Annotated in this window: 14 protein-coding genes; 2 read left to right on the top strand and 12 right to left on the bottom strand. The window is 35.2% G+C overall.

Annotation, left to right across the window (positions count from 1 at the left end; genetic code table 11):
* Positions 1-21 precede the first annotated feature (21 nt).
* The 3 genes from IGJ50_RS07225 to IGJ50_RS07215 form a co-directional block, all read right to left on the bottom strand.
* Positions 22-2,364, bottom strand: coding sequence for a DNA internalization-related competence protein ComEC/Rec2 (locus IGJ50_RS07225; RefSeq protein WP_429949663.1), 2,343 nt, complete (start codon positions 2,362-2,364; stop codon positions 22-24).
* Positions 2,327-2,836 (bottom strand): ComE operon protein 2, encoded by a 510-nt coding sequence (locus IGJ50_RS07220; RefSeq protein ID WP_207121586.1) that lies wholly within the window; start codon positions 2,834-2,836, stop codon positions 2,327-2,329. Before IGJ50_RS07220 ends, IGJ50_RS07225 begins: the two co-directional genes overlap by 38 nt.
* A gap of 167 nt (positions 2,837-3,003) precedes the next feature.
* A complete protein-coding gene (locus tag IGJ50_RS07215) occupies positions 3,004-3,630 on the bottom strand; it encodes a helix-hairpin-helix domain-containing protein (protein WP_340689701.1) in 627 nt (208 codons plus the stop codon).
* Positions 3,631-3,727: 97 nt separating this feature from the next.
* Here IGJ50_RS07215 and IGJ50_RS07210 point away from each other — a divergent pair, with 97 nt between their 5' ends.
* Together IGJ50_RS07210 and IGJ50_RS07205 are read left to right on the top strand one after the other, a co-directional pair.
* On the top strand, positions 3,728-4,240 hold the full coding sequence (locus IGJ50_RS07210; RefSeq protein ID WP_207121587.1) for a sigma-70 family RNA polymerase sigma factor: 513 nt from the start codon (positions 3,728-3,730) through the stop codon (positions 4,238-4,240).
* Positions 4,241-4,331: 91 nt separating this feature from the next.
* Entirely contained in the window at positions 4,332-5,156 is an 825-nt protein-coding gene (locus IGJ50_RS07205) for a hypothetical protein (RefSeq protein ID WP_069640806.1), read from the top strand.
* 62 nt (positions 5,157-5,218) lie between these two features.
* Here IGJ50_RS07205 and IGJ50_RS07200 read toward each other — a convergent pair whose 3' ends face one another.
* The 9 genes from IGJ50_RS07200 to IGJ50_RS07160 all read right to left on the bottom strand — a co-directional run bounded on the left by IGJ50_RS07200 (position 5,219) and on the right by IGJ50_RS07160 (position 14,336).
* Positions 5,219-6,280, bottom strand: a complete 1,062-nt coding sequence (locus tag IGJ50_RS07200) for a SepM family pheromone-processing serine protease (RefSeq protein WP_429949660.1) — start codon at positions 6,278-6,280, stop codon at positions 5,219-5,221.
* A complete protein-coding gene (coaD, locus tag IGJ50_RS07195) occupies positions 6,273-6,773 on the bottom strand; it encodes a pantetheine-phosphate adenylyltransferase (protein WP_069640808.1) in 501 nt (166 codons plus the stop codon). The genes IGJ50_RS07200 and coaD overlap by 8 nt, the downstream gene beginning before the upstream one ends.
* Positions 6,766-7,329, bottom strand: a complete 564-nt coding sequence (gene rsmD / locus IGJ50_RS07190) for a 16S rRNA (guanine(966)-N(2))-methyltransferase RsmD (protein WP_429949658.1) — start codon at positions 7,327-7,329, stop codon at positions 6,766-6,768. Before rsmD ends, coaD begins: the two co-directional genes overlap by 8 nt.
* A gap of 104 nt (positions 7,330-7,433) precedes the next feature.
* Positions 7,434-7,784 carry a YlbG family protein gene (locus tag IGJ50_RS07185; RefSeq protein WP_429949656.1) on the bottom strand — a complete coding sequence of 117 codons (351 nt, stop codon included), beginning with the start codon at positions 7,782-7,784 and terminating at the stop codon, positions 7,434-7,436.
* The gene (locus tag IGJ50_RS07180) at positions 7,774-8,205 is read right to left on the bottom strand and encodes a YlbF family regulator (protein ID WP_069640811.1); all 432 of its coding nucleotides are present in this window, start codon (positions 8,203-8,205) and stop codon (positions 7,774-7,776) included. Before IGJ50_RS07180 ends, IGJ50_RS07185 begins: the two co-directional genes overlap by 11 nt.
* A 2-nt stretch (positions 8,206-8,207) precedes the next feature.
* A complete protein-coding gene (locus IGJ50_RS07175) occupies positions 8,208-9,329 on the bottom strand; it encodes a CAP-associated domain-containing protein (protein ID WP_429949654.1) in 1,122 nt (373 codons plus the stop codon).
* Between the two features lie 19 nt (positions 9,330-9,348).
* Positions 9,349-12,777 (bottom strand): pyruvate carboxylase, encoded by a 3,429-nt coding sequence (locus IGJ50_RS07170; RefSeq protein ID WP_207121870.1) that lies wholly within the window; start codon positions 12,775-12,777, stop codon positions 9,349-9,351.
* 62 nt (positions 12,778-12,839) lie between these two features.
* On the bottom strand, positions 12,840-14,030 hold the full coding sequence (locus IGJ50_RS07165; RefSeq protein WP_069640814.1) for an FtsW/RodA/SpoVE family cell cycle protein: 1,191 nt from the start codon (positions 14,028-14,030) through the stop codon (positions 12,840-12,842).
* Positions 14,031-14,033: 3 nt separating this feature from the next.
* Entirely contained in the window at positions 14,034-14,336 is a 303-nt protein-coding gene (locus IGJ50_RS07160) for a YlaN family protein (protein WP_010772713.1), read from the bottom strand.
* Positions 14,337-14,421 lie beyond the last annotated feature (85 nt).

Genomic DNA, 14,421 nt, shown 5'->3' with positions numbered 1-14,421 from the left:
ATCATGTCATTTTAAGAATTGCTAGTCTTCTTTCAGGATTGTTTTAGCTGGAGACATATCTGAAAACGGAGTCCATTCATAATAAATCATGCCATTTTTATTTGTTTGAAACTGTTTGATTTTAAATTGCTTTAATGTTTCTATAGTTTCTTTATGAGGATGATTAAATCTATTATTACGCCCGCAAGAAATAATGCTCTCCTTTGGCTCAATACTTTGAATAAACAAAGGAGTAGATGACGTTTTACTGCCATGATGTCCAACTTTAAGTACATCAACCTTCAAGGCTGGAAATTGTTTTACTAACTGTTCCTCTCCCTCTTTTTCTAAATCTCCTGTAAATAGGAAACCTCGCCCAGCAACTTTTGTATAAACTACAATTGAGTCTTTATTTTCTCCAGTGCCTAAATGATCTGGGGCAAGGGTTTTCAGTGGAATATGATCACTAACTGAATCTCCAATTAAAATTGGATAACATTTCGTTCCACTCTTTTTTAAGTACTCAATCATAGAGAAAAAAGCTATTTTCTTATCTGTGCCAACAGGAAAATAAATGGAACGAATTGGAATTTTCTCATTAATTGCTACTAAATCACCAAAATGATCGATGTGTCCATGAGTAATCAATACTTTATCTAGATACTTAACACCTTTACTTTTCAAATACGGAATTACTGAATAATCTGCATTGCTTGTTTGCTTTGTTTTAGTCGCCCACTTTTCCTTTTTATAGTCCAATTTCCCACCAGTATCAATCAATATATTTTCTTGATGAAAGGGGGTCTGTATAAATATGCTGTCTCCTTGTCCAACATCAATAAAGGCAATTGTACCATTTGGTGATACATATTTGCTATACATCAACAAGAATAGCGCAATTCCAACCAAATATACTTGTTTGGATTGGTTTAACAACATATGCAAAAATAGAAGCATCAGCGAAAGCATTACGAGAAAAAGTATAGGTGAAAATACCCCTGTAACAATGGTGTGAGTAGTATTTTGACTTAACCATTCAAAAAATGATTGTTGGACAGAAAAATAAATTTCCAAGGTATCAATGATAAAAGTAGCTTTCAGTAGGAATGAACTAAGTAAACTAATACTTAATACTGGCAACATAAATCGTTCAAAAACAGGCACTAATAAAAATGTATATACACTGCTCGTTACCTGCCATTCAAAAAATGTTAACCCCACCAACGGAATGATCGTCAGATTTAACAATAGAGAAAAATAATACGTTTGCAAATAACGATTGCTGACTTTTCTTACAATAGGATAGACAAATAAAATAAAAAAAGATAAACCATAACTTAATTGACCAGCTGCGGAAAAAAGAAGATACGGTTGAAAAAATAAACATAGCATCAAGGTTAAACTCCAACAATCCAATGCAGATAGCTGCCATTTAAATTCTCGATTACTCAAAACCAGCATACACTGAAGCAATGCTCTAACAACACTAGTTGAAAAGCCAGTGAAGCCTGCATACACAATTGAAAATAGTAATTGTAACCAAAATAATTGTTCTAAGGTAAGTCCACATTTTAAAAATATATACCGAAAACGTCCAATAAAAAAAGTTACATGCATTCCAGATAAACTGAATAAATGAAGAATACCTAAATTTGAAAACATTCCTTCTTTTTGAGAAAATTCACTTGATTTAAACCCAAAAATCAATGTTTTAAGATATAAGGTCGTCTCTTTTAAAAATGTTTTATCACAGTGATCGATTCCTTTTTTTCGATAGCTACTTAACCAAGCTAAGAGTTCATAAAATTTTGGTCTCTCTTCTTGAATTTTATGTATCTTCTCAATCGTCAATGTTTGATAGATCCCATTTTCTTTTAAATAGTTTCGATAATCAAACCCATTCAAATTTGTTTTTGACATAGGGGTTTCAAATTCACCTGAAATATTGACTTTCAATGGCTGATTTACTTTTTGCCAACTTTGCTTTTCTTGTTCAGAGGTCAATCGATAAAATGCGACAATCTTCCGCTTTTCTTTATTAGATATCGTAATATTCCCCTCTAATTGGAGGCGATCACCATCGATTTTAACTTGATCGGGTAATACAGATAAGTCTCCAATTATTTGGTGTGTTTCTGGAAATTTCTCTAGTTCTTCTTTTCTCAAAATCCTTACACAGGAAACGATCATAATACACATACATAAAAAACTAGCACCAATAATCCATTTGTTTCCAGTATAGAGGACTCGACTAATTATATAAAACCAAACAATTCCTGTTAATAGAGTTGGTTCTAAAACTAAAAAAACAGTTCCTATTATTACTAAGACTGGAAAAATCCAGTAATTATTGATCAGCTTGAGGTGCTTCTTCCACTGAAGCAATCTCATCTTCTCCTAATTGTAATTCAGCAAAATACTTCTTAGATAAACTGACTTGATCTACTGTAGCTCCTACTTGTTTGATCAAAGCTAAAGCATATTCATCATTGCGATAATCCTTTAAGTAATGAATTTTTTTGATTCCTGCTTGTAAAATCATCTTAGTGCATTGTAGACAAGGAAAATGCGTTACATAAATCTCAGCTCCCTCTGTCGGGATACCAAATTTAGCACACTGTAAAACGGCATTCATCTCTGCATGGATTGTCCTGACACAATGGCCATCAACAATATAACAGCCATCATCGATACAATGAACATCACCACTAACTGAACCATTATATCCGCCAGCAATAATTCGTTTATCTCTAACAATGGTTGCGCCTACTTCTAATCTTGTGCACGTACTTCTTAACGACAACAAAACACTTTGTGCCATAAAATATTGATCCCAAGGGATTCTCTCTAATGTCATATTTTACTCCTTTTTAATGATTATTTATTTTCTAAAATTCATTTTGCTGATTTCAATTTAATATTAGGTTATACAAATAGTAAATTATAGAAAAAGTCTCGTCAAGAACCTATACATGATATTTGTAAAATAATTATTTTCTCTTTTTTGAAAATCGTCATCAATTTTTATAAAGTAATCAAATCTTTTAGTTTTTCAAACGTTTTTTCACCAAAACCTGAAATGTTTTTTAAATCTTCGATCTTTTTAAAACCTCCATTTTCTTCCCGATAGCGAATGATTTCCTGCGCTTTTTTTTGACCAATACCTGGTAAATTTTGTAGTTCACTTTCGCTAGCTTGATTAAGATTGACTTTGCTTGTATCGTTCATTGCTCCATTTTGAGAGTCAGCTTTGCTTGTACTACTTTGAACTTCTTCCCCTACTTTTGGAACGTAAATCACCATCTGGTCAACAACCCGTTCAGAAAAATTGACGTACTTTGTATCAGCTTCATCACTGACCCCTCCTGCAAGCATTACCGCGTCCCAGACTCGCATATTTGCGTTCCCTTCGTACATCCCTGGTTTTTTAACAGCGCCCTTTATATCGACGTATAGTTGCTGAGAAGACGATTCAGCTTCTGATGAATGAGTTGAAATTATTGAGGTCATGGTTCGTTCAGCTTCGGAAACTTCTTTTTGATTTTTTTGAACAAACAAAAATAAAAAAACAACGCTAACAATAATAACAATCATGCTAACAGCAATTGTATAATACTTATCTTTATCTAATAACCTACGAAAATCCATCATTTCCTCCCTTCAAAATTAATATACGCGTTATTTCTATTTTTTCATGATAGAAAAGAACAAATTTGATCGTATAATAGAGTAAGAAGGTGATAAAGAGATGGAGAAGGAAATTGTAGCGTTATTAATTGGTAAAGATTTTTTGGGGTTAGAAAAATTGATTGATCTTTTAGGTACAGATATCGTTAAATGCATCCGCGCAATTTTGAATCATTCTGATGAGATAACTTATCGTAAAGAAGTTGAAAATGAGGTGTTTTATCGTATTTGGCAAAAAATTGATCACTATGACGCACAAAAAAGTAGTCTAAAAACATGGTGTCTGACCCTAACACGCAACATTTGTTTAGATAAAAAACGTGTGATCATCCGTGAACGAAATATTATTCCGATGGATCAGCTACCAGAAAACACTTTAGTCGAAGACTATTTTGAGAAAGAAAATTTCTTAGATTTATTAAAACATCTAACGGAAGAGGATCAATTGATTTTTCTAAAATACTATTATTATCAAGATAGTCCTAATGATATTGCCAAAGATTTAAAAATGGAGGTTTCACAGGTTTATAATCATCTGTCACGTGGGAGAAAAAAGATTAAAGAATTATTTTGATCCGCCCATCGGACTATCTGGCTTAAAAAAAGATAAAATCCGATTGTGGCAAAAGCACCTGCTACACTTTTATTTTAAGGAGGAATTTAAAATGGTTAATCCATTCAAAACAGTCATTAATCAGTTTAATAATGAAATAAATAATCGTTCAACAAAGGAACTTAATGCTCAACAAAAAAGGAATTTATTCAATCAAACCAAAATGTATATATTTCTTCAAAGCTTTATTGAGAAAATCAAGCCCTACCTTGAGGAAGGAGAGGAAATCCATGCGTACTTGCCAATGACAAATGATGGACAAAATGCTTCTGTCGTAGGCCTGGGTCTAATGGGAATGTATCATCCTGAATCGCCCGAAGCAAAAGCGTATGTAAAAGATTTTAATGATCTTAGGGGCAACAGGTTGTTGATTTTTACGAATAAAAAAATGATTTTTACAACAATCATTGAATTTTTAGATCAACGAACTTTTTTTAGCTATCCCTATTCAACGATCAAAGCCATCACACTTAAAGAAAATAAAATGACCTATTTTGATTGGGACGAGTCTTTTCCACCTAAACGTGTTGCTCTTTATACCTACACTTTCGACTTTGAATCTGAAAACCATATTTTTTCAGAGTTGTTAGGCCAACGTGATGCAGATATTTTAAAACGGCAATTGCTGGAAATTCCAGCACTGCAAACCATTCTGGTTACGGAGAAAATATATCGCAAACGAACATTTGATAGAGTTGTTAACAACCCTATCTTGGCGTATAAAGTCACTTTTTACTTTTTTAACATTTTAGCTGCAATCGTTTTACTGCTCTTTGCTTTAGGTGGCTTTTTTCATATTGGTCCGTTTAAATTTATCTTTGACCTTTCCACAGCTATTGTTATAAAAAGTAGCATGTTGTTTCATTTAATCTCATAGGCTAGTGTCAACATAAAAATAAGTAGTATTAGCTAGAATAGATTCTAGCTAATACTACTTATTTATTTTTCTTTTAATGTGGCTAGGTAATCTAGTGCATCTTGTACATTTTTTACAGGAACGATTTTCATTTTTGTGCCAATTTTCTCAGCAGCAGCTTTCGCCTCTTCATAGTTCGTTTTGATACCTGGTTCTGCTTTTTTCATTTCTTTAGTAATTTCATCGTCTGGAGCAAAGAAGATTTCTGTCTCGTTTTTGCTAGCAGTGACTACTTTCTTATCAATGCCACCAATCCGTCCGACAACGCCGTCAGTATTAATTGTGCCGGTTCCAGCAATCTTGTGTCCCTTACGAATTCCTTTTTGCGTTAGTTGCTCATATGTTTCCAAAGTGAACATCAGACCAGCTGAAGGACCGCCAATATCCCCAGCATCGATTTCAACCGGAATAGAAGAATTGATCTCAGTATGATCTGTCAAGCCAATGCCGATTCCAGCTTTTTTATCTGTCGACAGTTCGATCAATTTTCCTGTTGCTTCTTTAGACACACCATCTTGCGAATAGTTTACAGTAACTTCTTGCCCGATTTTCTGTTTCTTTACGTAATCGACAAACTCTTCACTGCTTTTAAATGTTTTTCCATCGATTCCTGTGACTGTATCTCCGACAGAAATTTTTCCTTTAAAACTTGAATTGTCATCAACTGCTAAAACATAAACTCCTTTAAATGCCATTTCATAAGGAACTTTAGCAAGTTTCAACGCTTGCTCGATTGCCGCATTTTTAGAAGAGTCCATATAATATTGCTGAATTCGTTCATATTCACTATTTGTACTTGATCCCATCAATTCCTCTTTACTGACCAGCTCTTGAAAATCTGAAAACTTTGCTTTTAAGGCAGAAGCCAACGTTGCTTTACGAACCCCAACGGTCGTTAAATAAAACGCACCCGGTTCTGAATCTTTTTTATTATCCACCGTCACAAACTCTTTTAAATTCTCAGTTGTACCAGGTCCTTCAATATAATAAGGAATTGGGAAAATCATAACAATAATTAATAAAATGATTGCTACAAAAGGTAGCATCGACTTGATTGATAATTTTTTTTCATGCGTATTATTCATCTAGGTTCATCTCACGATTCTTTTGATTTAGTGCTTGATTAACAGACTTAGGTAGATACTGCGAAACATCTCCACCAAATTTCAGCACTTCTTTGATTAAGCTTGAGCTCACGTGTGCATAGGGTTCATCTGCTAACAAAAAAACAGTCTCCAATTCAGGGGCTAAGTGACGGTTCATTATAGCAATATCTTTCTCATATTCATAATCTTTCACATTTCTTATCCCTCGAATTAAAAAAGCCGCGCCTAATTCGGTAGCACTTTCAACAGTGAGTTTGCTTTCTTGGACGATCACTTCAACATTTTTTAAATGTGCTACTGCTTCTTTTATCAGAATCAATTTTTCATCTAATGTAAACAGCGCTGTTTTATTTGTGTTGACAAAAACACCAACAATGACCTTATCAAACATCTTAGTACTGCGTTCAATCATATTGAGATGACCATTTGTCAAAGGATCAAAGCTTCCAGGAAAAAGAGCAATTCTAGTCATGTCTTACCTCCTGTTTGTAAATCGTTATCTGAGTAATCCCATAGGTTGTTTCTCGTGCTTTTTTCAGTATACTGATTCTTTCAGGAAGCTCAATAGATTTATCTGTCTCACATACAATGACTGCCTCTTGCTTTAGTAATCCACCGACAATCATTCGATCAATTTGTTTTTCAATTTCTTGTTTAGCATATGGTGGGTCTAGCAAAACTAAATCAAACGTTATTTTTTCTTCTTTCAAAAAATCTATTGCCTTATTCGCATCCATCTTTTTGACCATAAATTTTTCAGGTTCCTTTGTTACTTCAATGTTTTCTTTAATGATTTTAAGCGCCGCAAAGTTTTTTTCAATACAAACCCCTAGGTCCATTCCTCTGGATACAGCTTCAATTGCAAGTCCACCACTCCCTGCATACAAATCTAAGACTGTTCCACCCTCAAAATATGGTCCTATCATGTTAAAAATTGATTCTTTTACCTTATCAGTTGTTGGACGAGTGTTGTCACCATCTAACGCTTTTAAGCGTCGTCCGCCATATTCTCCAGAAATAACTCGCATCTTTTAACGCCCCTTCACTTGTTTCAATCTATTTTAACCATATAACAAATATACAGAAAAAAGATGAAAAATGTTTGAAGTTCGTTCACATTTTCCATCTCAATTTACACATTTTCAGCTAAACGAATTTTAGTACTTAATTCTTCTACTTCAAAACCTTCTTCTTTTTCATACTGATAGGCTTCTTTTGTACCGATCTTTTCAGCAAAGTTCATTTCTACATCTGGACGATACGAGCGTTCTACCTTACGAACAAAATGCAAGCCATTTATTTTAGCTTCTGAGCTTTCGATTGCTTCTTCATCCATATATATCACAACATATTTCATTCGACGAGAAACATAATGTATCAGTCCATAACGCTTTAATGTTTTTAATTGTTTTAGGCTGTATACCCAGACAATTAAACAACGACGTTTTTGGATGGTGAGTTCTTTTTCTTCACTAACTTGCATGACAACTACCCCCACATCCTGAATGTTTTCCTTTTTCAAAGAAAGGATTTCCAGCATCTACTTTGATATCATCTGAGATTGTTTTAGCGACAGCCATACCAACTAAATCAAGAATTGTCTGAATCTCTGTTTCAGCAAATCGAAACTCAGCAACTTCTTCGCTCATATCCAATGCTCTTTTAGCTTGGCGAACTGCTCGTTGCTTTGTTCGAAAATCCGGTGCATGATTACCATAGGCTTCAATCCGTTCAAAAGAATCTTTTGCATCTAAAAAAGCCTTTTGCTTTTCTCGAACATCTTTTGACTCGTACATTGACATACGATTCTTTTTATAAGAATCCATACTCTCACTTGTTAAAATCGCTTGAACAAGCTTTTCTGTCTGATCTTCTATTTCAAATAGTTTTTCTGTCACTATCATACTTATTCACTTTCCTCTGTTTGAGATATTTCTTTTTCAGTTTCTTGCATTAAGACTAACATACTTGCTTTAGAGAATGCAACGCCAATATTTTCCTTCTCTTCATGAGAAAACCTAGAGTGGTACAAAGAATCTGAAAACCAAGAAAGTACTGTGAATGTTGGATCATAGATGGGTTCAGCATACATACCTGTAGCCTTTTTCTTGTCTAATTGTCCAACTTTCAATAATTTTTGATACTCCTCATTTGTTAGTGTAAAAATAGCCGTTGTGGCCATTTGTTCTTTGCTGAATTGCCAACTTTCTGCTCTCTCAGATGATAGAATATTTTTCTGATTTTTGTTTAAAACTTCAAAAAGTTTTTGAGCATTTTTTTGACTTTCAGTGTTCACTCGATAGGTTGGCAGGCCTTCTTTGATTCTTAATAAATTGATGATTCGAATCACTTGATTGCTTTTAACTGCATCAAATCCCATTATTTGTTCCTCTGTAGAAAATGGGATTACTTCACCTTCAAGTAATTGATATGGCATCAAGGTCAATAAAGTTTCTTTATTTAAATAAGTCACTGCTGCAAGCTTACTTGTGCCATGGTTAAAAAATAATAATGCAAAAGTTTTATTATCAAAAGCAATCAATGGACGATAGTTCATATCTTCTTCCATCAGTTCAATGTTATACTTATTTTCTTTATATGTAAATGCAAAATTTGAATAGATCGTCATTAATTCTGATACATCTGATAATTTCATCCCAATTGAGAATGGTGCCGTTTCTTTTGAGTCATTGAAGGCTTTGATCATAGAAATTTTTTCATCTTTTACAGTTATCTCTAGATAGTCAGCATCTTTTTTTCCATATATCAGTACTTCATAACCCATACCAGATTTTTGTTGCTCAATTGGTTCCCCAAAATCAGCTGTAAAATCAACAGCCTTCTTACCTATGTATTCAGCATATCCTGATGTTGGAATTTCTTCATAAGGTAAAGCAGTATGGGAGACAGCATGCCTCCCACCCTCTACTTCTTGCCGTGTTTTTTCAGCAGGGAAAAAGACCGGTTGTAAATAACCAACTAGTAAGACTACTAAGAAAACACCTAGAAAAGCTAATACTCGCTTCATCTTCTTCCCCACTTTTCGTTTAATTTTCTTTAACTTCGATCAAGAGATCGCCTGACCGAATTGGCTCCTCTTCAAAAACATAAATATGTTCAACGATTCCATCAAAGCGCGCCTCAATCGTTGTTTCCATCTTCATTGCTTCTGTTACTAATAATGCATCCCCTTTTTTAACTTTATCTCCTTTATTCACTAACACTTGGAGAACAGAGCCCGACATTGTTGCACCAATTTGCTCTTTGTTTGTTGGTTCTGCTTTACGTTTAGCTTGAACAGATGATTTGATAGAAGTATCTTTGATAACAATTTCTCGACGTTGCCCATTTAAATTAAAGAACAATACTCTGTTCCCTTCAATATCAGGATCACCAACTTCATCTAAACGAATAATCAAAGTCTTTCCTTTTTCAATTTGGACTTCAACCGACTCGCCTTGACGAATCCCTTGGAAGAATGTTGGGGTATCTAATAATGTAACATCCCCAAAATTTTGATAAGATTGGCGGTAATCTAGAAAGACTTGTGGATACATCAAGTAGCTTAGTATTTCTTCAAGTTTCGGCTCATAGCCGATTTTTTCAGCTAATTCTACTTTTACTTTATCAAATTTTACTGGCGCTGCCAAACTTCCAGGTCTTTCGGTAAATGCTGGACGTCCTTTCAAGATGATTCTTTGCAAGTCTTTTGGAAATCCGCCAACTGGTTGACCCAAATCACCTTGGAAAAATGTCACAACAGATTCAGGGAAACTTAATTCGTCTCCCTTCTCATAGATGTCTGCTTCAGTTAAATTATTTTGGACCATAAAGAGTGCCATATCACCAACGACTTTTGAAGAAGGCGTTACTTTTACGATATCTCCAAACATCAAGTTTACTGTATGATACATTTTTTTGATGTCATCCCATTGGTGTCCTAAACCTACAGCTTTCGCTTGTTGTTGTAAGTTGGAATACTGACCACCTGGCATTTCATGCATGTAGACTTCTGTCTGAGGTGCGTTCAATCCATTTTCAAATGGTTGGTAATACATACGAACATCTTCCCAATAATGATTGATTTTTTGCGTATTATCAATATTAACATCCGGTGTACGATCACCATTAACTAGTGCATAATACAAACTACTCATACTAGGTTGGCTTGTCGCACCACTCATTGCACTGGTTGCTACGTCTACGATATCAACCCCCGCTTTTGTAGCAGCAGAGTAAGTAATGATGCCGTTTCCGCTAGTATCATGTGTATGCAGATGAATCGGTAAATCAATTGTATCTTTTAATTCACTGATCAATCGATAGGCTGCTTGGGGTTTTAATAACCCCGCCATATCTTTGATTGCAATGATATGCGCACCCATTTTTTCAAGCTCTTTGGCCATATTTTTATAGTATTCGACATTGTATTTTGCTCTTGAAGGATCATTGATATCTGCTGTGTAACAAATCGCGGCCTCTGCAATTTTCCCAGTATCTCGAACTGTTTGAATACTCTTTTCCATCTGTGGTAACCAGTTCAAGCTATCGAAAATACGGAAAACATCAATTCCTTGCCTTGCTGATTCTTTGATGAATTCCTCAATGACATTATCCGGATAATTTTGGTACCCAACAGCATTTGAGCCTCTAAATAACATCTGTAGTAAAGTATTTGGCATCAATTTACGAATTTTGCGAAGTCTTTGCCATGGATCTTCATTTAAGAAGCGATAGGCAACATCAAACGTTGCGCCACCCCACATTTCACTAGAGAATAACTCAGGTAATCCTTCGCCTGTTAAACGAGCGATTTCTTTGAAATCTTGTGTTCTGACACGAGTTGCTAATAAACTCTGATGGGCATCACGGAAAGTCGTGTCAGTCAGTAGAACATTTTCTTGTTTTTTGACCCAATCAACTACGCCGTGAGCTCCGTCTTTATCTAGAATATTTTTTGCCGTCACATACTCACTACGTAATTCTAAATCGGTTGGAATACGTGGTGCATCAAAATATTTTTTCGTTGATTTTTCAATACCTGGAAACCCATTAACGGTTACTTCCCCAATATATTTCATGGTTTTATTGCCGCGGTCTCTTAATTTTGGAAATTCAAATAATTGCGGTGTATTGTCAATAAACGTTGTTTTCGCTTCACCTGATTGAAATTCAGGATGACCGATTACTTTGTGTAGAAATGGAATATTGGTTTTTACTCCACGTATTCTAAATTCTCTCAAGCTACGTTCCATTTTTTGGATTGCTTTTTCGAAAGTAAAGCCATGCGTACAAACTTTTACTAATAGCGAATCAAAATAAGGAGTGACAACAGCCCCAGAGTACGCATTCCCTACATCAAGACGTACACCAAAACCACCTGGTGAACGATAAGTATCAATTTTTCCTGTATCTGGCATAAAATTGTTCAAAGGATCTTCAGTGGTGATCCGACACTGAATCGCAGCACCGTTCAATGCAATATTCTCCTGTTGTGGGATCTTCATATCTTTATGTAGATCAAGGCCTTGAGCAATTTGCAATTGTGATACGACAATATCGATATCTGTGATCATTTCAGTAATGGTATGTTCTACTTGAACACGTGGATTCACTTCAATAAAGTAGAAGTTTTCTCCTTCAACTAAAAATTCAACTGTTCCCGCATTAATGTATTTAACATGTTTCATTAATTGAACTGCAGCCTCACAAATTTCTTTACGTTTTCCATCATTCATTGATACACAAGGTGCTACTTCGACTACTTTTTGGTGACGGCGTTGAACAGAGCAATCTCTTTCGAATAAATGAATAACATTTCCATGTGTATCTCCTAATACTTGTACTTCAATATGTTTCGGATTAGAAATATATTTTTCGACATAAACTTCATCAGAACCAAAGGCCGCTTTTGCCTCACTTTTTGCGCGGTCATACCCTTCTTTCGCTTCTTTTTCATCATGGGCTACTCGCATTCCGCGACCACCGCCGCCAAGAGCTGCTTTGATCATGATTGGAAAACCATGTGTCCGGCCAAATTCTAAAACGCCTTCGACAGAGTCGACCGGACCATCAGAACCCGGTATTGAAGCAATACCTGCAGCAACAGCAGCTTCTTTAGCTTTGATCTTGTCTCCAAAAATATCCAAATGGTGTAGCGAAGGTCCCACAAAAATAAGTCCTTCTTCTTCACATAGACGGGCAAATTCTAAATTTTCTGAAAGAAACCCATAGCCAGGATGAATGGCATCAGCACCAGATTTTTTAGCGATTCGAATAATATCCTCCATATCAAGGTAAGCTTCGATCGGCTTTTTCCCTTTACCAACTAAATAGGCTTCATCTGCTTTAAAACGATGAACCGAATACTCATCTTCTGCTGCATAGATTGCCACTGTCCCGATGTGCATCTCTGTACAGGCTCTAAAAATTCGAATTGCAATTTCTCCACGATTTGCTACTAAAACTTTTTTCATTTTTTCACTCCTACCTGTTTATTAAAATTCTGTTTGATCGATTGTTCCCCTTCATTTATCGATTAATTACCAAGTACTTGGTATTCTTGGTCCATTTTTTGTTTCTTCTCATCTGCGCTGATATTCAATACAAATGCTACAGAGATTGAAATAATCAAAACACTATTTCCTCCTTGACTTAGAAATGGAAACGTTACGCCAGTCAAAGGAATGACCCCAGTAATTCCACCCAAATTGATAAACACTTGTAATAACAACATTGAACCAATTCCAATACACATTAATGAGTTGAATGGTTTCTTCGAGCGTACCCCGACTAAGATGATCCTAGCAATCATAAACATTAAAATCGCCAATATGATCAATGATACCAATAACCCTAATTCTTCAATGGTAATCGCAAAAATAAAATCTGAATGGGCTTCGGGTAAAAAACCTTTTTTCTGAATACTATTACCCAATCCTTTTCCAAACCAGCCACCATTGTTGATTGCGTAGTAAGAATTTGCTAATTGGTGCCCAGCATTTCGCTCATCTTTAAATGGGTTCAAAAAAATAGCAAAACGTTGATAAACATATTGATATCTTTCTGGGATGAAGCTGCCACCCGTTAAAAGTAACGCTTGGATAACTGCTATACTTCCTAAAATCCCAGCACCACCAACTAAATAGGTATACATATAATTAACGCCACTAGCAAGTACCATGATAATCACTAATAAAGTCAAAATTGCTGCATTCCCCAAGTCGGGCTGAATTGCTACAAGAAAAATTAAAAAACCAACCAAAAGCATTGGTCTAAATACAGCTTTCTTAAATTCTTTATCAATATATTTCTGTCTTCGTCCTAAAATATACGCCAAATACCAAATCACCATGATCTTTAGGTATTCCGCTGGCTGCATTGAAAAAGAACCGATTTGGATCCAGCCCTTTGCACCATTGATTTCTGCTCCTAATTTTGTGAATCTAACAGCTAAAAGTAGCACGGAAATGACAACGATCGCAAACATAATAAATCCTTTGATTTGAAACACGGATGTTTTCATCTTATAGATGAAAAACATTGCTACTAAACTCAAAAGCCAAAATTGTAGCTGTGTGATGACCATGCCTGTTGGCGGTTCACCTTTTGATACGAGCAAAGAAGAGGTTGAGCTGTACACCATGATCAAACCCACCGCACTAAGGACTAAGTAGGGGATCAAAATACTATAGTCTAACAAATGCCTCTTTTTTATCTTGTTCGGCAAAGTTTAAACCTCCTTGCCAATCTCTTTTTTTTCTTGAGTTTCCTCATAAACGTCACTATATAATTGATTGAGTTCTTTTTCTAGATCGCTTAACAATTGATGTCCTTGTTTTGAACTTAAAATGCCTAGACGAATAGCATAAGTCACTTGGCGAGAAAAACCATACATTTGTGTATCTACGACTTCCTCAAAAGCCTTACACTGGGAAATACATAGGCTATTTTTTTGATTGCGGATCAACATCATGATCCGTTGTGCATCATCGTTTAACAGCTGAACGGCAAAATCTTTTGAAATGGATTCCATTTGCACTAAACCTCCCATCTTAATTATGTAATTATAGCATAATTTGTCCAGTTATTAACAGAAATTTTCTGAAAATCTATTGTTT

Origin of the sequence: Enterococcus sp. AZ101 (assembly GCF_050499005.1) — a bacterium.
GTDB lineage: Bacteria > Bacillota > Bacilli > Lactobacillales > Enterococcaceae > Enterococcus_L > Enterococcus_L ureilyticus.
The sequence above is the reverse complement of the archived record's forward strand: the minus strand, read 5'-3'. Positions and strand labels throughout refer to the sequence as shown.